General features: G+C 64.6%; 16 protein-coding genes. 7 read left to right on the forward strand and 9 right to left on the reverse strand.

Features of this window, described 5'->3' with window-relative positions; all coding sequences use genetic code 11:
• Positions 1–20: 20 nt before the first annotated feature.
• The 3 genes from V6D00_10580 to V6D00_10590 all read left to right on the forward strand — a co-directional run bounded on the left by V6D00_10580 (position 21) and on the right by V6D00_10590 (position 4,209).
• A complete protein-coding gene (locus V6D00_10580; protein ID HEY9899615.1) occupies positions 21–986 on the forward strand; it encodes a class I SAM-dependent methyltransferase in 966 nt (321 codons plus the stop codon).
• A 97-nt stretch (positions 987–1,083) separates the two neighbouring features.
• Positions 1,084–2,301 carry a zinc-dependent alcohol dehydrogenase gene (locus V6D00_10585; GenBank protein ID HEY9899616.1) on the forward strand — a complete coding sequence of 406 codons (1,218 nt, stop codon included), beginning with the start codon at positions 1,084–1,086 and terminating at the stop codon, positions 2,299–2,301.
• An 81-nt stretch (positions 2,302–2,382) separates the two neighbouring features.
• Entirely contained in the window at positions 2,383–4,209 is a 1,827-nt protein-coding gene (locus tag V6D00_10590) for a cation:proton antiporter (protein ID HEY9899617.1), read from the forward strand.
• Here V6D00_10590 and V6D00_10595 read toward each other — a convergent pair.
• Positions 4,206–5,762, reverse strand: coding sequence for a PAS domain-containing sensor histidine kinase (locus tag V6D00_10595; GenBank protein ID HEY9899618.1), 1,557 nt, complete (start codon positions 5,760–5,762; stop codon positions 4,206–4,208). The two genes, V6D00_10590 and V6D00_10595, sit on opposite strands and share 4 nt — an antisense overlap.
• Positions 5,763–5,793: 31 nt before the next feature.
• Positions 5,794–7,860: an ATP-binding protein gene (locus V6D00_10600; GenBank protein HEY9899619.1), complete on the reverse strand. Its 2,067-nt coding sequence runs from the start codon at positions 7,858–7,860 to the stop codon at positions 5,794–5,796.
• 192 nt (positions 7,861–8,052) lie between these two features.
• On the opposite strand from V6D00_10600, the gene V6D00_10605 reads away from it, so the two are divergent.
• Positions 8,053–9,495 (forward strand): hypothetical protein, encoded by a 1,443-nt coding sequence (locus tag V6D00_10605; protein ID HEY9899620.1) that lies wholly within the window; start codon positions 8,053–8,055, stop codon positions 9,493–9,495.
• A 15-nt stretch (positions 9,496–9,510) separates the two neighbouring features.
• Here the strand turns inward: V6D00_10605 and V6D00_10610 are convergent, their stop codons facing one another.
• From V6D00_10610 to V6D00_10625, 4 genes are all read right to left on the reverse strand, one after another.
• Positions 9,511–9,702: a YwbE family protein gene (locus V6D00_10610; protein HEY9899621.1), complete on the reverse strand. Its 192-nt coding sequence runs from the start codon at positions 9,700–9,702 to the stop codon at positions 9,511–9,513.
• Positions 9,703–9,787: 85 nt separating this feature from the next.
• On the reverse strand, positions 9,788–10,810 hold the full coding sequence (locus V6D00_10615; protein ID HEY9899622.1) for a deoxyhypusine synthase family protein: 1,023 nt from the start codon (positions 10,808–10,810) through the stop codon (positions 9,788–9,790).
• Between the two features lie 197 nt (positions 10,811–11,007).
• Positions 11,008–11,421, reverse strand: coding sequence for a VOC family protein (locus V6D00_10620; protein HEY9899623.1), 414 nt, complete (start codon positions 11,419–11,421; stop codon positions 11,008–11,010).
• A gap of 208 nt (positions 11,422–11,629) precedes the next feature.
• Positions 11,630–14,032: an excinuclease ABC subunit UvrA gene (locus V6D00_10625; GenBank protein HEY9899624.1), complete on the reverse strand. Its 2,403-nt coding sequence runs from the start codon at positions 14,030–14,032 to the stop codon at positions 11,630–11,632.
• 147 nt (positions 14,033–14,179) lie between these two features.
• Between V6D00_10625 and V6D00_10630 the strand changes: the two genes are divergently transcribed.
• Both V6D00_10630 and V6D00_10635 read left to right on the forward strand, forming a co-directional pair.
• Positions 14,180–15,007: an IS3 family transposase gene (locus V6D00_10630; GenBank protein ID HEY9899625.1), complete on the forward strand. Its 828-nt coding sequence runs from the start codon at positions 14,180–14,182 to the stop codon at positions 15,005–15,007.
• 208 nt (positions 15,008–15,215) lie between these two features.
• Positions 15,216–15,986 carry a nucleotide-binding protein gene (locus tag V6D00_10635; protein HEY9899626.1) on the forward strand — a complete coding sequence of 257 codons (771 nt, stop codon included), beginning with the start codon at positions 15,216–15,218 and terminating at the stop codon, positions 15,984–15,986.
• Here the strand turns inward: V6D00_10635 and V6D00_10640 are convergent.
• Complete coding sequence (locus V6D00_10640; GenBank protein ID HEY9899627.1) at positions 15,983–16,555, reverse strand: DUF4145 domain-containing protein; 573 nt, start codon at positions 16,553–16,555, stop codon at positions 15,983–15,985. The genes V6D00_10635 and V6D00_10640 overlap by 4 nt on opposite strands.
• A gap of 429 nt (positions 16,556–16,984) precedes the next feature.
• On the opposite strand from V6D00_10640, the gene V6D00_10645 reads away from it, so the two are divergent.
• On the forward strand, positions 16,985–17,935 hold the full coding sequence (locus V6D00_10645; GenBank protein ID HEY9899628.1) for a hypothetical protein: 951 nt from the start codon (positions 16,985–16,987) through the stop codon (positions 17,933–17,935).
• Positions 17,936–18,506: 571 nt separating this feature from the next.
• Here the strand turns inward: V6D00_10645 and V6D00_10650 are convergent.
• Positions 18,507–18,836, reverse strand: coding sequence for a HepT-like ribonuclease domain-containing protein (locus V6D00_10650; GenBank protein ID HEY9899629.1), 330 nt, complete (start codon positions 18,834–18,836; stop codon positions 18,507–18,509).
• Between the two features lie 19 nt (positions 18,837–18,855).
• Positions 18,856–19,158: a nucleotidyltransferase family protein gene (locus V6D00_10655; protein ID HEY9899630.1), complete on the reverse strand. Its 303-nt coding sequence runs from the start codon at positions 19,156–19,158 to the stop codon at positions 18,856–18,858.
• Between the last annotated feature and the right edge of the window lie 210 nt (positions 19,159–19,368).

The following is a 19,368-nucleotide window of genomic DNA, read 5'->3' on the forward strand; positions in this document are numbered from 1 at the left end:
ACCTTTGTAACATAGCATGCATGCAGACGCCCCTCAACGATCCAGCGATGCGGCTGGAAGAGGCCGGATGCACGTCCTGCGGCGAAACGGCCGGGACGTACATCCGGTCGGTGCGGGACCACCTCTACCGGGTCGATCCGCGCGAGTTCAAGCTCATGCGCTGCGCCTCGTGCCGCATGGTGTACCTGAGCCCGCGCCCCGTCCGAGCCGATCTGGCCCTGGCGTATCCGCCCGCGTACTTCTGGAACGGGTTCGACCTGAAGCCCGCCCGCACCTGGCGCGATACCGCATGGAACCTGTGGGCCCGGCAGCTGGTCTTGCGCCGGGTCGGCTTCCTGCGCCGCGCCTACCCGCAGGCGAGCGACTTGCCGGTGCTGGACGTGGGGTGCGGCCGCGGGCTCTTCCTGCGCGAGTGGCGACGCGTGACCGGCGTCGAGGCCCACGGGGTCGATCTTCAGCCCGAGAACATTCGCTTCCTGCGCGAGAATCACCCCGCGATCCAGGCGTTCCACGCCGACTTCCTGGAATGGGACGCGCCGCAAGAGCGCTACGGCGCCGTCACCATGTGGCACCTGCTCGAGCACCTGCCGGATTCGCGCGCGGCGCTGCGCAAGGCCCATGCGAGCCTCGCCCCCGGTGGCGCGCTCATCGTGGGCACCCAGAACTACCGGAGCCTCAGCCGGTATCTCCAGGGCTCTCGCTGGACCCTCAACGACGTGCCCCGGCACCTTTCCCACTACACCGAAGAGACCCTGCGCCGGCAGCTCGAGAGCGAGGGGTTCGCGGTGGAGAGGGTCTGGCACTGGACCGAGTTCTTCCCGACCCTCGGAGCCCACCTGTTCGCCTCGCGGATCCTGGACGCCGAGCGAAACGTCAAGCCGCTCACCGGCCTGGTCTGCAACGTGCTGCTGAGCCCGCTCGAAGCGCTGGCCATCGCGTTCAAGCGCGGCTGCACCCTCACCGTCGCCGCCCGCAGGGGAGATTGAAAGGACATCGCCAGTCCGTCCATTGGTTTTGTCGCGCTCACGGCCTATCCTGTGTGGCTGCAATCGGCTCGAACAGCAACAAAGAAGGAGGTGGCGGGTGAAAGCCGTCGTATTTCACGGAGTGGGCGACATCCGACTCGACGAGGTGCCCGATCCTCGGATCGAGCAGCCGACAGACGCCGTCGTGCGGCTGACCGCAAGCGCCATCTGCGGGACGGACCTGCACATGGTTCGCGGCACCGTTTGCGGGATGAAGCCCGGGACCATCCTCGGCCACGAGGGCGTCGGGGTGATCGAGGAGCTGGGTTCGGACGTGCGCAACCTGAGCGTGGGCGATCGCGTGGTGATCCCCTCCACGATCGCCTGCGGGGCCTGCTCGTATTGCCGTGCGGGCTACCATTCCCAGTGCGACGTGGCGAACCCTCACGGCAACCTCGCCGGGACGGCGTTCTTCGGCGGCCCCGAAGGGAGCGGCCCCTTCCATGGCCTTCAGGCGGAGAAGGCCCGGATCCCCTTCGCCCACGCGGGGCTCATCAAGCTGCCGGATGAGGTGAGCGACGATCAGGCCATCTTGATCTCGGACATCTTCCCCACGGCCTACTACGCCGCGGAGCTCGCCGAGATAAGGCCCGGCAACACGGTCGCGATCTTCGGTTGCGGGCCGGTCGGCCTGCTTGCGATCGTCTCGGCCAAGCTGCTCGGCGCCGGCCGGATCTTCGCGGTGGACTGCATCCCGTCGCGGCTCGCGCTCGCGCGCGCGCAGGGGGCCGAGGTCGTGGACTACGAGCAGGAGGACCCGGTGGAGGCCATCCGGCGCCTCACCAACGGGATCGGCGTGGACCGGGCCATCGACGCGGTCGGGGTCGATGCCAACCACTCCCACCACGTGCCCGCCTCGGACGAGGTCGAGCGCCTGGAGCGCCTGTTCAAGCAGGAATTGCAGGAAGTCGCTCCGGGGGCCAACCCGCAGGCAGACAACTGGCACCCGGGCGATGGGCCCTCCCAGGCCCTGATGTGGGCGGTCAAGGCCCTCGCCAAGGCCGGCACCCTGGGCATCGTCGGGGTGTACCCGGACACGGTGACCCGCTTTCCCATCGGCGAGGCCATGAACAAGAACCTCACGATCAAGATGGGCAACTGCCCGCACCGGCGCTACATCCCGGATCTTCTCGAGCTCGTTCGCACCCGCGCCGTCGACCCGTGCCAGATCCTCAGCCACGAGAAACCCCTCGCGAACGCGATCGAAGCCTACAAGGCCTTCGACCGCCGCGAGCCCAGCTGGGTCAAGGTCGAGCTGGAGCCGACGAAGCGCTGATCCCCTCGGTCGGAGCGCGCGGATTCCTCGAGCCGGCGGATATAATGGTTCGGCGCCTGCCCGGAAAGAAAGGACCTCCGCGTGCTCACGACCGCCCTGCTCTCCGTCGCCGCCCAGGCCGATCCCTCGGCGATGGGCGAATCGCTCGTCTTCGACATCGGCGTGTCCCTGCTCGTGGCGGGGCTGCTGGCCGCGCTGTTCACGCGCTTCAAGATCCCGACGATCGCAGCCTTCCTGTTCGCGGGGGTGTTCGTCGGGCCCCAGGTCACCGGGCTGGTCACGAGCAAGGCCAGCATCGAGACGATCGCGCACCTGGGCCTGGTCCTGCTGCTCTTCCTGATCGGCCTCGAGATCGACCTCAAGAAGCTGCTCTCGAGCGGCAAGACCCTCATCTGGACGGGGCTCTTGCAGTTCCCGCTGTGCGTGGCGTTCGGCTTCGGCGTCACACGGCTCCTGCAGCAGACGGGCTGGGCGGCCGTCCAGGGGCCCTTCACGCCCCTCTACCTCGGGTTCACCGTCGCGGCCTCCTCCACTCTGCTCATCGTCAAGCTCTTCCAGGAGAAGTACCAGCTCGACACCACGGTCGGCCGCCTGGTGCTCGGGCTCTTGATCTTCCAGGACCTCTGGGCGATGGTGGTGCTCGCCGTCCAGCCGAACTTTTCGCAGCCCGATCTCCAGCCGGTGCTGCTGACGCTGCTCGGCATCGCGATCCTGGTCGCGATCGCCTCGCTCCTGGCGCGCTACGTGCTGCCCACGGCGTTTCACTGGATCGCGCGATCGCCCGAGCTGATGCTCGTCACGGCGCTGGGCTGGTGCTTCGGGATCGGGCTGCTCGGGACCCACCTGGGCGGCATCCTGGGCATGGTCGGCATCCACGCGCCCATCGCCGTCTCGCTCGAGATGGGCGCCCTCATCGCCGGGGCCACCATCGCCTCGTTCCCGTACAGCTACGAGGTGCTCACCAAGGTCACCGCGGTGCGGGACTTCTTCGTCACGCTCTTCTTCGTCGGTCTGGGCATGGGGATCCCCAGGCCGGACGGGGCCGAGATCCTCTTGCTCGCCCTGCTCATGGCGGGTCTTGCGATCCTCTCGCGCTACGTGATCTTCTTCCCGCTGCTCTACGCCACCGGCTTCGACCGCCGCGGCTCCAGCCTCACCTCGACGCGGATGGTCCCCATCTCCGAGTTCTGCCTGGTGATCGCCTACCTGGGGCTGAGCTTCGGGCACCTACCCCCCTCGACCGTGGGGGCCGTGATCTTCGCCTTCGTCCTCACGGCGCTCGTCTACCCGGCCCTCTTCCAGCACAGCGACGCCCTGTACCTGGGCATGGCGCCCTTGCTCACGCGCCTGGGCTTCAAGGCGCCCGCCAACCAGAAGGACGCTCAGGCCCCGCACGAGGACCACGAGCTGGTCCTGCTCGGCTTCCACCGCATCGCCTCCTCCCTGTTCTGCGAGCTGGAGCAGTGCAATCCCGAGCTGCTGAAGAAGACCCTCGTGGTGGACTTCAACGTGGCCCTGCACCCCGAGATCGTCCGGCGCGGGGCGACGGCCCACTACGGCGACATCGCAAACCTCGAGACGCTCAGGCACGCCGGAGTCGACAAGGCCGGGATCATCCTCTGCACCATCCCGGACGACATCCTCAAGGGCACGACCAACCTGGCGCTCACCAAGAGCCTGCGCGCCATGTGCCCCACGGCCACGATCATCACCAACGCCGTCCAGATGAGCGAGGTGAAGCCCCTCTACGAGGCGGGCGCCGACTACGTGTTCGTCCCGCGGGTGGATTCGGCGCGCAACCTGATGCCTGCCCTGGATGCGGCGGTCCTCGGGGCCATCGCGGCCTTCAAGGAGAGCCGGGAGTTCCAGACGGGCAGGCTCGAGGAGCGACGCGAGGTCCTGACCTAGCACTCCCCTACGGGAAGGCGGTACCAGAAGGTGCTGCCCTTCCCCTTTTCGCTGCGCACCCCGATGGTCCCGCCGTGGGCGTCGACGATCGTCTTGCTGATGGAGAGCCCGAGGCCGATCCCGCCCGCCTCGCGCGTGGTGCTCATGTCGAGCTGCTGGAAGCGCTTGAACAGCCTGGGGATGGCCTCGGCATCGATGCCCTCGCCCGTGTCCGCGACCTCGGTGAGCAGGCTCCCCTCCTCGAGGCGCGCCGCGATCCGGATCTTGCCGCCCGCGGGGGTGAACTTGATGCCGTTCTCCACCAGGTTGCCCAGCACCTGGATGATGCGCTGCCCGTCGATGCAGACCACCCGAGGCACCTGCACGTCGCATTCGAGGGCGATGCCCTTCTGCGCGGCCAGCGGTTTCAGGCTCGACACCGCCTCGTCCACCACCGGCTCGTAGCGTGTCTCGGATGGAGCGATACGGAACGCCCCGGCCGCCATCTGGCTCATGTCGAGCAGGTTCTTGACCTGTGCCAGCATGCGCTCGGCACCGGTCAACATCTTGCCGACGTACTCGTGCTGCTCCGCGTTCAACTTGCCGGCGAGCTCGTCCTGCAGGATGCTTCCGAAGCCCATGATGAAGTTGAGCGGCGTGCGCAGCTCGTGGCTTATCACCGACAGGAACTCGTCCTTGTAGCGATCGGCTTGCTTCAGGGCCTCGATCTGCTCGGCGGCCTCCAGCTCGGCCTGCCTGCGCTCGGTCAGGTCCCGCGTCACCTTGGCGAACCCGAGCAGGTGGCCCTCGTCGTCCCTAACGGCAGTGATGACGACCTCCGCCCAGAAGCGCGAGGCGTCCTTGCGCACCCGCCATCCCACGTCCACGACGTGGCCGCGCGCTTCGGCCGCTTTCAGGAGCTCTCGGGGCAAGCCGGCGTGGATGGCCTCGGGCGTGTAGAAGCGCTCGTGGCTCCGGCCGATGATCTCGCCGGCGCGGTAGCCCTTCAGGCGCTTGGCGCCTTCGTTCCAGGTCAGCACGAAACCCATGGGATCCAGCATGAAGATGGCGTAGTCCACCACGCTCTTGACGAGCAGGTCGAACTGAAAGAAGCGATCCTTCGCCCCCTTCCTCCGGGTGAACACGCGGCAAGCTGCCTCCTGGACCCTGGTGAGATCCGCGTCAAGCGCGAGGACGATCGCCACGGCCGTCTGGCTATCCGGTGCGAAGCCGGGGACGAAGCTCGTGAGGGCTTGCCTGCGCGCAGCGAAGAAGAGCACGAGATCGCCCGGCTCGATGAGCTCCTCGAGGATCCCCGGATCATGGGCGGGTCCCCGGCGGCACAGGCGCCCTGCCATCCTCTCGCGCAGCTCGCCGGCGTAGAGCGCGTCGAGCAGGCTCGCGAGGTCCGCTTCCATCCACTCCAGCAGCTCGGCCTCGGAGAGATGGGCGAGCTGCCGCAAGATCGGCACCTTCAGCGCCATGGCGCGCCGGAGCTGCTCAGCCGCCAGCTCCTGAAGGCGATCGCGCTTCAGGTAAGCGGCAAAGTCACGGAGGAGGCTGGTTTGCGTCATGGCGGCATTGTCTCACCACCCCCGGCGCGAATCAAAGAGCGAGCGGAAGTTCGTCCCTCGGCGACGCCTGCGGGAAGATGACCCGGAAGGTCGATCCCGCGCCTTCGTCGCTCTCGACCTCGATGCGCCCCCCCTGGGCCTCGACGATCCCCTTCACGTAGGCGAGCCCGATGCCGCTTCCCTTCTCGCGTTGCACCTCCTGGCGATCCGAGCGGTAGAACTGCTCGAAGAGGTGAGCCTTGTCCTGCTGCGTGAGGCCGATCCCGGTGTCCTGGACCTCGATCGCGACGCATTCCCCCGCCGCGCGGGCCCGGATGGTGATCGATCCGGCTTCCTGGGTGTACTTGATCGCGTTGGAGACGAGGTTGTTCATGACCTGCTGGAAGCGATCGGGATCGGCCAGGATCGCGGGCAACTCGCTCGGAAGCGAGGCGTCTATCCGGAGGCCCTTGTGCTCGGCGAGGGGCCGAAAGAAGGTCACCAGGGCGGGAATCGCCTCAAAGAGATCGATCGGCTGCAAGTGCAGCTGGATCCGGCCGGTCTGCAAGCGGGCATACTCGAGCAGCTCCTCGAGCATCGTCTCCATCTGGCTGCACGCGGCGAGGATCTGATCCGTGTACTCCCGCTCGGCCTCGTCCTGGGGATGCGCGCCCTCCTGGAGCAGCTCGGCGTAGCCCATGATGGCGGTGATCGGGATGCGCAGGTCGTGGCTGATGACGTTCAGGAAGTTGGCGCGCAGCTGGTCGAGGCGGCGAAGGTTCTCGACCGTCGCGCCCATGTCCAGGTTGGCGAGGAAGAGCTCCTTGCGCTTGGTCTCCAGCTGCTGGATGGTGCTGGAGATGGTTTGAACGTACTGCGCCAGCGCCGTGCCGAAGCGGTCCCGGTCGCTGCGCGGGGCGATCGCGACGCCGAGATCGCCCTGGGCGACCTGCGAGAGGGCGTCGGACATGGCGACCAGGTAGCGCCGCGCCTCCTGGAAGGCGCGCGTCAACCTCGCGAACTCGTCCTCCCCCGTGACCGTCTCGGTGAGCGGGAACAGCTCCTGGACCGTATCGACGTCGCCCTCTGAGATCGCCTTGCCCGCCCTGGCCAGCCGCTCGACGGGGCGCACGGCCGAGGCGATGAGCGAGTAGATCAGCACCACGATCATGGCCAGTCCGAGCGCCCCGATGACGGCGAGCAGCTGTAGCAGGCGGTAAACGGGCGCGAGGATCTCCGAGCGATCCACCAGCATGGCGAGCGTCCATCCGCCCGGCTGGATCGGAGCCGAGAACATCCAGCTGGGATGCCGGTTGAAGGGATTGGTCACGGCCCTGAAATCCGGCCCGGGGGCACCCACCAGGTGCCGGAAGATGCGCGCCTGCTCGGGAAACTGGTCGAGCGATCGCGTCAGCAGTCGTGGGTCAGGAGCCGTCACGTAGCGCCCTTGCGGGCTGAACATGACGAACATGGCCGAGGCGAAGGGCCTGCTGTTCCGCAACTGCCGCTCGAACAGGCTGAGGCTGCGGTCGACGCCCGTCACCCCCTTGAACGCTCCGTCGATGACGATGGCGCACCCGTATGAGCTCTGCAGCTCGTTGTTGTAGAAGTAGGGCTCCGTGACGTGACAGGCCTTGTTGCGCTCGACGGCCCCCCACAGGCCGAAGGCGAGGGTCTCGGCGTCGGTCGCAACCCCGAGCTTCAGCCCCTGTGGGCTGGGGTTCCAGTAGGGGAGGAAGCGCCCGCTCCCGGGGTCACCTCCGGGCTTCCCCTTCCACCGGCGGTCCTGCCCGTCTCCGTTCGCCGTGTACAGCGTCCAGGTGCCGAAATACGCGGGGTTGGCGACCTTCAGGTCGTAGAGGTACTTGAGCGTCTGCTCGCGGTGGCCGTAGCCGACCGATGCCTGGTAGACCGCCATGCTCCTGGCCAGCGTCAGGGACTCCTGGTTGATCGCGGCGACCTGCTGGGCCAGGGTCGCCACGGCGCTGTGGCCATAGCGAATCGTGTCCTTGAGCTTCGTGGGCAACACGTTGAGGCCGACCGCCAGGATGAGGGCCGCGATCAAGGCGCTGACGGCGACGCCGACGCGCAGGGTAATCTTCGACTTGACGCTGCGCATGCCCCCTCAACTCTGCCACTCCGGCAGCTCGGTCGGAGGACGCGGTCGGAGCCCCCCGAGCCCCATCGTAGCACTGTGCCCTCCCCATGCCTTCCCCCTCGCAGTAGAAGCGGGGGAGCAACCCATCTCAAATCAAGTCTTGGCGGGTAAGTAAGGGCGATTGGACCGGTCAAGCTCCAGGAGGCCATCGTCTTGAAACATCGCGCCCGCTTTCTCGCCCTGCTGATCCTCGGCGCGGGAGGCATCGCCGCTTGCGGCACCGACTTGCCACGTCCCATTCTCCCTGAAGGGATTCCCGACGCACCCTCGAGTGCCGGCGTAGGACCCGTCGTCCCTGGAAACGCGCCCGGCGTTCATGAGGTCGCCGGAACCCTGTTCGGCAACGAAAGCGTGCCGCGCGGCAGCGACAACACCCATGCGGCAGGCTACGCCCTCATGCGGGACCTCGGCATGACCACCATCCGCGAAGGCTGGAACTGGCGAAACGTCGAGGTCGGCAAGCACCAGTACGTGTCGTGGATGGACTACTTCGACCAGAAAGCGGCCACCTTCGCTCAGATGGGAGTCAAGGTCCAGGCCATGGTGACCGACACCCCCGACTGGGCGTCGTCGGATCCCAGGTACGCCTCCAGGACCGGCTGGGACGAGGCCTCTCTCGGGCGGTATACCGTGCCTGCAGGCCTGGGGGATCCCGTCTTCGCGGACGGCACGGACATCTACAAGCCCGGCGTCAAGGCAAACCCCGGCAACTACTACGCCGCGTACATGTTCGACATGGTCACGCGCTACAAGGGCAAGATCCATTACTGGCAGGCCTGGAACGAGCCAGACTTCCCCTCGGGGGACCTCACGGCCGGCACGACGTCGAACGGCAGCAACCGCTACTGGACGGGTTCGGTCGACGACTACGTCCGGCTCCTGAAGGTCAGCCACGTCATCGTGAAGGGCATCGACTCCGAGGCAAAGGTCACCCTTGGCGGCCTCGGCCACGAGAAGTACCTCGCCGGAATCATCGACCGCGGGGGGGCCGCCTACTTCGACGTGGTCGACTTCCACGCCTACGGGTCCGACAAGCGCACCTCGAACGGCGTCCTGAATTCCGACTGGGGCTTTCTGGGACGGTATCGGGCCATGAAGCAGGTGCTTCTGGCCAAGGGGGTGAAGGGCAAGACCTTCGGGTGCTCCGAGACGGGCTTCACCGCCGACAACCCGTCGGAGCAGGCCAGCTACGTGGGCAAGCTCTTCGCCACGGCCGCAGCGCAAGGCGACATCGAGACCGTGCAGTGGGCGGTCTTCGCCAACCCGGGCTTCGGCAACATCGGCCTGATCGACAAGGCCACCCTGTCCCAGAAGACCCAGGGCTACCACGCCTACAAGTTCGCAGCCGACCAGTTGTCCGGCGCGGTCCCCGTGTCAGAGGTCCGGGCGAGCGGGGTGGAGGGCTACCAGTTCCGGCGCAGGGACGGCAAGGCGCTCTACGTGGTCTGGACGAGCGCGGGCACTGCCCGCCTCACCCTGCCCATGGCCCGGGCCCAGGTGCTCGACAAGACCGGCCACACGCTCGGTGCCACGATCGAAGCAGGAAAGCTGGCCCTCGACGTGACCTCGGATCCCACGTTCGTCGTTGGAGGCTGAGGGCTGGCGCGAGGCTCAGTAGATTTCCTTCACCCGTCCGACCTGACCGTCGGTCAATCGCACCTTGATGCCGTGGGGATGAAAGGGGGACTTGGTGAGGATGTCCGCGACCACGCCGCGCGTGATCCGGTTGGTACGCTGATCGGCCTTGAGGACGATGCCCACCTCGAGGCCTGCTTTGATGTCTTGGCGATCCTGTCCGGCCATGGGGTCCTCCGATGATCGTTGAAGCGCAGAGGAGCGCGACGCCCCACCCGGAGGTGAGGCGTCGCGCCGAGACCTTGAATCCCCCCTAGCCCAGGTGCTGGGCGATGAGGGCGTTGGCGGCCTCGGGGTTCTGCTTGCACTCGATGAGGGCGCGGAGCAGGAGCGGGGCCACGATGGTCGCGTCCGACTCGATGACGAACATGGGGGTGTCCTCGGTCAGCTTGTCCCAGGTGATCTTCTCGTTGGGGGTCGCCCCCGAGTACGAGCCGTACGAGGTGGTCGAGTCGCTGATCTGGCAGAAGTAGGCCCAGGGCTTCACGGGCTTGTCGAGGTCGTACTTGATCGAGGGAACGACGCAGATGGGGAAGTCCCCGGCGATGCCGCCGCCGATCTGGAAGAAGCCGACGCCGGCGCCCTCCGAGAGCTCCTCGTAGCGATCGTAGAAGTCGGCCATGTACTCGATGCCCGACTTGGCGATGCTGGCGCTGACGTCCCCGTGCTTCACGTAGGACGTGAAGATGTTGCCGAAGGTGGAGTCCTCGTAGCCGGGCACGACGACGGGCAGGTTGGCGCGGGCGGCGGCCAGGAGCCAGCAGTCGTCCGGGTTGCCCTCGTAGATGGCGGGATCGATGGCCTGGATGACCTCGTAGAAGTACTGGTGCCAGAAGCGGCGCTCGCCGGTGGCATTGGCCTTCTTCCACATGGGCACGACGATCTCTTCGACGGCGCGGAAGGCCTCGTCCTCGGGGATGCTGGTGTCGGTGACCCGGCGCATCCGGTCCTCGAGGATGCGGGTATCGTCCTGCTTGGTGAGGTAGCGGTAGTCGGGGAAGTCCTTGTAGGAGTGGTGGGCGACGAGGCGGAAGAGCGACTCCTCGAGGTTGGCGCCGGTCACCGAGAGGCCGTGGATCAGGCCCGCGCGGATCGCAGGCGCGAGCGTGATGCCGAGCTGCGCGCTGGACATGGCGCCGGCGACGGCCCAGAACATGCGCCCGCCGGCCTGAACGTGGTTCCAGTAGGCCAGCAGCGCGTCGCGCGTCGCGCGTGCGTTGAAGTTCTTGTAGTTGCTGAGAACGAAGCTGAGAATGGGAAGTTCGGCGCTCGCCATGTGGCCCTCCTGCGACAAAAGGTGTGAAATCGGTCGGGCGGCACCATCATAGAACGGACGCCACCCGAGGACGCCCTACGGTCGCGACTGTGGAGTCGCTCCGCCATCGGCACGTTGGGTGGCTATTCCATGTGTAGCACGAACGCCTGGGATCGTGTCAACGCCGCCCACCAGGTCGAGAGCAAAAGCGCGGCCGACTACTTCTTCCCGGCGATATTCACCATCCACACCACGCCGAACTTGTCGACGCAGGATCCGAAGGAGTCTCCCCACGGAGCCTGCGCGAGCGGCATTTCAACGGTTCCGCCTGCCGACAGCTTGTCGAAGTAGCCCTTGAGCTCTTCTGCATTGTCGCCGCTGAGCGCCATGGTGATGCGAGCGCCGGGAGTGTATTCCATTCTGCCGGGAGTATCCGCCCCCATGAAGGTGATGCCGTTATCGGCCTGGAGCATGGCGTGCATGATCTTGTCATCCTCAGCGGGATCGTCGGATACATGAAATTCTTTGAACGTCTTGAGTTCGAGCTTGCCGCCGAACACGGTCTTGTAGAACTCCATGGCCTCGCGGGCATTGTCCTTGAAGCTGATGTAAGGGTTCAGTGCTGATTGCATCGCTGCTTCTCCTGTTGGTCGGTGGTTGAATCGTGCATGGACACGCAGCATCGCTGCGCACCCGTCATCCGGGCATCGAACGCGATCCGATCGGCAGGACCTGAACGGTTCGCGGGAATGCCCAGGCCTACATCATACGAACAAACGTTCAATTCCATCAAGCCGTCACGCGCAACTCAACGTGCCGGCAGGGTCAACACCACCGCTCTCATCCGTTTCCGGGAACCAGACGGCTACCGACGAATGCCGCCAGGTGCTCTCCGGTCAGGGTCGACCTCGCCGCCACCAGGTCGGCCGGGGTGCCTTCGAACACGATCCGGCCGCCGTCATGGCCCGCGCCCGGCCCGAGGTCGATGATCCAGTCGGCGTGCGCCATCACCGCCTGGTGGTGCTCGATCACGATGACCGACTTGCCGGCGTCGACCAGTCGGTCCAGCAGCCCGAGCAACTGCTCGAGGTCGGCCAGGTGCAGCCCGGTGGTCGGCTCGTCGAGCACGTACACGCCGCCATCGGCCCCCATGTGCGTCGCGAGCTTGAGGCGCTGCCGCTCGCCACCCGAGAGCGTGGTGAGCGGTTGGCCGAGCCGCAGGTAGCCGAGCCCCACGTCGGCCATGCGCTTGAGGATCGCGTGCGCGGCCGGCGTGCGCGCCTCGCCGGCGCCGAAGAAGCCGACCGCGTCCTGGACCGGCAGGTCGAGCACCTCGGCGATGTTGAGGCCGCCGAGGCGGTAGTCCAGGACCGAGGCCAGGAACCGCCGGCCATCGCACTCCTCGCAGACCGTGGAGACGCCGGCCATCATCGCCAGGTCGGTGTAGATCACCCCGGCGCCGTTGCAGGTCGGACAGGCGCCCTCGGAGTTGGCGCTGAACAGGGCGGGCTTCACGCCGTTGGCCTTCGCGAACGCCTTGCGGATCGGCTCCAGCATGCCGGTGTACGTGGCCGGGTTGCTCCGGCGCGAGCCGCGGATCGGGGTCTGGTCGACCGCCACAACCCCGTCCCGGCCGGACACCGAGCCGTGGATCAGCGAACTCTTGCCCGACCCTGCCACGCCGGTCATCACCACCAGCACGCCGAGCGGGATGTCGACGTCGACGTTTTGCAGATTGTGCGTGCGGGCGCCGCGCACCTCCATCACACCCGACGGTTTCCGCAGCGACGACTTCAGGGAGGCCCGGTCGTTCAGATGGCGTCCGGTGAGGGTGCCGCTGGCCCGCAGCCCGTCGACGGTCCCCTCGAAGACCACCTCGCCGCCGCCGGTGCCGGCGCCGGGGCCGAGGTCGACGACGTGGTCGGCGATCGCGATCACCTCCGGCTTGTGCTCCACGACGAGGACGGTGTTGCCCTTGTCGCGCAGGCGCAGCAGCAGATTGTTCATCCGCTGGATGTCGTGAGGGTGCAGCCCGATCGTCGGCTCGTCGAAGACGTAGGTCACGTCGGTGAGCGACGACCCGAGGTGGCGGATCAGCTTGGTGCGCTGCGCCTCACCGCCCGACAGCGTGCCGGACGGCCGCTCGAGGCTGAGGTAGCCCAGCCCGATCTCCACGAACGAATCGAGCGTGTGTTGCAGCGATGCCAGCAACGGGGCGACGGACGGCTCGTCGAGGCCCCGCACCCACTCGGCCAGGTCGCTGATCTGCATGGCGCAGGCGTCGGCGATGTTGATCCCCTTGATCTTGGAGGACCGGGCGGCTTCGCTGAGCCGGGTGCCGTCGCAATCAGGACAAGTGGTAAACGTTACCACCCGCTCGACAAACGCACGGATGTGCGGCTGCATCGACTCCACGTCCTTGGAGAGCATCGACTTCTGGATCTTGGGGATCAGTCCCTCGTAGGTGAGGTTGATACCGTCGACCTTGATCTTGGTCGGCTCCTTGTGGAGCAGGTCGTGGAGCTCCTTCTTGGTGAACTCGCGGATCGGCTTGTCCGGGTCGAAGAAGCCGCAGCCGCTGAAGATACGGCCAAACCAGCCGTCCATGCTGTAGCCGGGGACCGTGAGCGCGCCCTGGTTGAGCGACTTGGTGTCGTCATACAGCTGCGACAGGTCGAAGTCGTTCACCGAGCCCATTCCCTCGCATCGGGGGCACATGCCGCCGGTGATGGAAAACTCGCGCTTTTCGACCGTCTTCCCGACGCCTTTCTCGACCGTCATCGCACCGGCCCCGCGGACCGAGGCGACATTGAAGGAGAACGCCTGGGGCGAGCCGATGTACGGCTTGCCGAGTCGGCTGAAGAGAATGCGCAGCATCGCGTTGGTGTCGGTAACGGTGCCGACGGTCGAGCGGGCGTTGGCGCCAATTCGCTCCTGGTCGACGATGATCGCCGTCGTCAACCCTTCGAGGACGTCGACCTCGGGCCGGCCCAGCGTCGGCATGAAGCCCTGCACGAACGCGCTGTAGGTCTCGTTGATCAGCCGCTGCGACTCCGCCGCGATGGTGCCGAACACCAGCGACGACTTGCCCGATCCCGAGACGCCAGTGAACACGGTCAGCCGCCGCTTGGGGATCTCGACGCTGACGTCCTTCAAGTTGTTCTCCCGGGCGCCCTGGACGCGGATCAGGTCGTGGCCGTCTGCGGGGTGATGGCTGGCGGAGAAATTGTTCGAGATCTGCATGAATGACGTATAAGCTGATGCCTATTGATTGTCAAGCTCGCGGATTGGGCCACCCGTGACCTGAACCAGGAAATCTAGGCCAGGCCGATTTCCCTACTTTCGATTGGCCAAGTTTTTTGGGTCTGAGTCACTGCTTGGAAAAAACTTTTGACGCCCGCAGCCAAGCGTAGAGCCGTTTTGCGACTTCGAGAGGAGTTCAAGATGAGCGAACGCCGCGCCTGTGGGCTCATCGGGATCCACCGAGCCACCCATCAGTATCGGAGCCGCCGCAAGGACGACAGCGAGCTGCGCGAGCGCATGCTCGCCATCGCCCGCGAACGTCCACGCTTCGGCTACCGCCGCGTCCACATCATGCTGCGGCGCGAGGGCTTCGCCGTGAACCACAAGCGCGTTTACCGCCTCTATCGTCTCGAAGGGCTCGCCGTTCGTAAGCGGAAGAGAAAACGCATCAGCACGACGCAGCGCGTGCCTCACCCGCTGCCGCAGCGCCCCAATCAGAGGTGGAGTATGGATTTCGTTTCAGACGGCCTGGGCTCGGGCCGGCGTTTCCGGACGTTGAATGTCGTGGATGACTTCAGCCGCGAGTGCCTGGCCATCGAGGTGGATTTCTCGCTTCCCGGCGCCCGTGTCGCCCGCGTCCTGGACGAGGTGATCGCCGTTCGTGGAAAGCCGGAAGGCATCACGATCGACAACGGGCCCGAGTTTGCGGGCAACGACCTCGACAAGTGGGCGTACGCGAACGGCATCGAACTGAGGTTCATCACCCCCGGCAAGCCGATCGAGAACGCGTTCATCGAGAGCTTCAATGGGCGCTTCAGGGACGAATGCCTCAACCAGCACTGGTTCTTGAGCCTGAAACACGCACGACGACTGATCTCTGCCTGGAAGGAGGACTACAACACTGTCAGGCCGCACACCGCGCTCGGCAACGTGCCGCCCGCCGAGTTCGTGAGGAGACAGAAAGGGGCGGCATAGGGTATTTTGGGCGAGAGGCTTCAAATCGAAGCGGCCAAGATACCGGGGTCAGGTCAAGGGGACCAGACGTGGGGCCCTGGCGGCTAGCGCCGCCAGCTCCCTCAAATGGCAGATTCATTGCATGATAGTGAGCTGTCTCACGGGGTATCCGGATTGTCAGTGCTATATTGCACTCGCACCCAAGCTCGAGCCTTCCTAGGACAACGCCGTGTCAATCAACTACAAGCTTCTGGCAATCAAGCTCGGTGATGAGATGAAGAACACCACGTCAATCGCAGAGATTGAGCGTACTGCTGGTGCCCTCTTCGACTTCTCCCCAGAATCCTTTGAGGCCAAAGGCGTTACTTCGTCTAGGGCGCAGCTCATCTACAACTGGATCTTGACTCTTGCAGGCCAAACTATGGAGGACGAGAAGAAGTCGTCCCTCCTGCTTGACTTCATCTCAGGTCTTGGGGCAGACGTTTCTAAGTATCTGAACTTCTTTCAAAGCAGAGAAGTACCTCAAGATAGCGAAGAACTTCAGAACTCCAACAAGGTGTTCCTCGTCCACGGTCGTGACGAGATGCTCAAAGAGATGGTTGGTCGATTCCTCGGCCAACTTGGGCTTGAGGTCGTGATCCTAAGCGAACAGGCAAATCAAGGACGAACGGTCATCGAGAAGTTGGAACGGTCATCGAAAGTGGCCTTCTGCGTTGTCTTGCTGACGCCTGATGACATGGGGAGGCTTGCCTCAGACAACGCCTCGGCCCTATGTCCCCGAGCACGTCAGAACGTGATTCTTGAGCTTGGATACTTTACCGGCTACCTTGGCCGAGAACGGGTTTGCGCTCTAGTGTCCGGCCAACTCGAACTTCCCTCCGATACCCATGGGATAGCCTACGTGCCTGTTGATCAGCACGGCGGATGGAAGATGGAGGTGATTCGCGAGCTTAAGAGTGCGGGCCTCACGGTGAATCTAAGTCAGATCTTCGGTGGCTAGAAAGCGTTCGCCCGCCTCTTCTTCAACTCCTCAAACTTTGGCCGAAAGGTGAATGTGTTCTCCAACAACGCGTGCGTGAGTTGGATCAGGTCCTCCGCGTCCTTCTTTGCGACCGTCACATTAACGTCGTGGGCAGCGTCGTTGCCCAGGTCCTTAAACTCCTTCGCCCAGTCGAAGTAGCTCTGATCAATCAACCCCTTCCTTAACAAGGTATCGAGGCGAGCAGCAAGAGTGCCAGAGCCCTCCCCAAGTTCAACGCACATCCCCTCAAGTGCCTTTCTACACAGAATCGCAGAAGCGGTGTAGGCCCTTGCCCGCAGGCACATCACCGCCTCGTCAAATGCCAATCGGATTCGTACTGGAACGGTGTATCTCAACTCGTCGCCGCTAAGTGGATACACTCGTCGAGGTTCACCATATGAGATCCCCTCGCTAAAGTCGTCATACACGTCCCGCACTGCTAAGAGAGGGGAGCTGCAGCGGACGCACGTAACCAAGGTATAGACGTAGGCTTCTCCCTCGTCCTTATCGAAATAGGTCGTCTCACCTACTTGTTTCGTGGTGGTCATTACCTCGCACCACGGACAGTGTAGAACCATACCCGCCTCCCTGGCTCATCGCTACGGATTGCTTTCAACAGAGCGATAATGATCCTATCATCGCTCTGTTGAGGCCAACCAGGGCTAAGAGAAACCCATCGACATCTTCACGATAGCTTCATGCCCATGCTGCCTTCACCTTCGCGCGTACGCGCGCGATATAGTATGCGTGAGTTAGGTGCTGACAGGCAGCTACGCACCCCTTTCAAGATCCCCTTCCAGACCTACATATACTACCTGAAGACCCTTGCGATGCCTCGATCTAGGGGGCTTGTCTAGATGTCTTCCGGTGCTCCAAGATGGGGTAGAGGGCTACCAACTTGAGCCCCGCCAAAGCGAGAGGGACGGGTCTCTAGCAAGACAACCCGCCCCCTCCGGCCCACGATGGAGGTGGACCCTATGCAGTCCATTGTAGATGCTGCCCATGCCCCAGAACAACCCCTCGTGGGCCGGTTGGCTCAATCGCTCGCACTCGCGATGCCGACTCCCTTCTTCACCGACCTGGGCGTCCCTCAGCGGGTTCGAGCACCCGGTCACGTTGACTCTCATCTTGCCTGGATGGTGGTCAATGGGATGCAGGGGCTCCGGCTGGATACGGTCCAGGTGTTCGACGTTCCTGCGATCCGTCAGCTGACCAAGCCCAATCCCAAGATCCCGGCGTGGCAGTTCGTGGCTGATCAGTTTCCCGAGTGGAAACTAGACGAGATGGCGGCCCAAGAACTGACCCGGTGGTTGGTCTGGCACGGGTTCATCCATGAGGCTCTGCTTACGGCTTGGGATCTGCCTGAACTGGCTAGCCTCAATCGTCCCAACGGCAAGCCCGCCGCCAAGTCCTCTGACATCCTCTGGACACCTGAGCAGTGGGAAGCGTTCCTGGTCTCGAAAGACCTCGACGTGCCTGTGGGGTACCTGGGCGAGTTCAACGACTGGCGGGCCGAAACCTTCCGCGAGGGCTACGATCTGTACCTGGTGCTGGAGACCTGCGTCAGCACCCACCGACTTAAGATGGGCACCCTCAAGGGTGACCGCGGCCGCTATCTCTACATCACGTCGGCGGAGATCCTGCGGGCGTTTCAGACTGGGGATGGGCTACCGACGCTGGTCCTGGACTGGATTCGATCGCTGGTCTACTTCGCAGATGTGGATGGTCGGCTCGGAATCCACCGCCTCCTCGCCGCCTTGTGGTGCCACGCATGCATGAACCCGCAGGGGAAGCACCAGGGTCGCCCCGACGATATTGACTCTCACCACATCAACCGGGTATCGCTGGACAATCGCCTGGTGAACAACCTGCCTGTGACTGTCGCTCAGCACTCGGTGATTCACGGGGCTGGGTGGCAGGTGCGGTAGATCTGCGGCAGGGGGTAAGCCCGGGTCATACTCTGGATCTCGGCACGGGGGGCGCCAGAGTATCGCCCAGTGTTTGCCCCCTGCCCCTCGCGGGGCTGGTGGGCAGGGCGGGGCAGATGGTCGCTGCGAGGTGGAGAGGATGGGGCAGGAGTTTCGGCCGATGGCAGCCGGGTCTTGTTGGGGGTGGGCTGGAATCTCCGGCGGATGGTGCCCAGGATCTGGCCCAGGGTAGCCCCGTCCCCTGACGGGTACGGTCGGCCGGGGTGGGCAGAGGGTATGCCGGATACCCGCTCAAGCAGACAGTTTCAGGCAATCACCTTAACCCGGCCTTAACGCACCTTGACACCCGGTGGACCGGGGATGTGCAGCTACCTGGCCGAGCCTCGAAAGGTGGGTGGGATCTCCGCGCGAGAGAAGGAGAGCTGCCCGGGTTCCACCCTAGACGGCCAGGCGAGTGAGGTTCACCAGGTCGGCGGGGGTAGCGCTCCTGCCCGAGGGTGGGCAGTGTGGTGGGCCAAGGGGCTCGCGGGACACTCCACCCGGGGGTGGGTAATGCCGTGGTTGCAGGGTTCTAGCCCACTGGTCTCTCGGCTTCGAGGAGCACCCCGATGGCCGCCTCGACCAACGTCACGAGTTCAGGAAGCCGCTCGGTCACAGTCACCCAGACCACATCGTAGTCCACGTCGATGTAGCCATGAATCGTCCGGTGCCTCATCGCGATGAGGCCTCGCCATGGGATCTCGGGGAAGCGAGCCTGGGTATCCTTGCTGACCTGGTTTGCTGCCTCTCCCGCGATCTCGATGGCCTTGACCAAGCCATAGGCAAGAAGTCGATCGGTGTCGAGGTCCTCTCGGCGTCGGCCTTGGACGAAGCCAAGGGCATCCTTGGCCGCGTCCTTCATGTGCTGAAGTCGGTTGAGGTCAGCCTGCAAGGTACTGGACCTCGGCGGTGTCGAGAACCTCTTGTCGGAAGTAGCGGCTCAGGTCCCCAGCGGTACGAAGGTCCACCTGTCGGCCTATCAGTTCCGAGAGGTCTTGCTGCATCTCGGCCATGGTGAAAAGGTCAGGAGTCCGTCCCGGTTCAAACTCGACCAGCACGTCCACGTCGCTATCTGGCCGGAAGTCGTTTCTCAGGACCGAACCGAAGAGAGCAAGCCGACGAATCCCGTGCTCTTGGCAGAACCGGGCAAGACGGTCGCGGTCGATTCGGATCTTCGGACTCATAGACAGCTCCTCCATACCATCATACCCGAGAGGCCCAAGGGGGGACACTGATGAGGTTGACGAACCTTGATGGAAGGTGCTCCGGATTGATCTAGCTTCTAGACCCAGCCTAGACCCGAAAGAAGAAGCGGGTCTCAACCTCTCGGCTGAAACCCGCTTCTCTTCTAGCTCCGCGTGCTGGACTCGAACCAGCGACCTAGTGATTAACAG

The organism is Pantanalinema sp. (assembly GCA_036704125.1).
Classification (GTDB): domain Bacteria; phylum Cyanobacteriota; class Sericytochromatia; order S15B-MN24; family UBA4093; genus JAGIBK01.